Here is a 233-nt window from a genome sequence, read left to right on the forward strand (position 1 = left end):
AAAGATCTTTTAGAATACTTTAACTTTCCAAAATCAACCTACATGTATTGGCAAAAACGCTTAGACAGACCAAACAAAGATGTGCAAGTAGAGAAGACAATACTAGATATTAGAAAAGGCAATCCAAACTATGGCTATAGAAGAATAACAGCTATGCTAAAAAGATTAGGCTATGTAATAAACAAGAAGAAAGTACAAAGACTAGTACAAAAACTAAAACTTCAAGTAACAAG

At 30.9% G+C, this 233-nt stretch carries 1 protein-coding gene; it reads left to right on the top strand.

Going from position 1 to position 233, the window contains the following annotated elements:
* On the top strand, nucleotides 1–233 hold a 233-nt coding region (locus HMPREF2801_RS09270), incomplete at both ends, for an IS3 family transposase (protein WP_168162830.1).

Origin of the sequence: Peptoniphilus sp. HMSC062D09, assembly GCF_001811425.1 — a bacterium.
Taxonomy (GTDB): Bacteria; Bacillota; Clostridia; order Tissierellales; family Peptoniphilaceae; genus Peptoniphilus_A.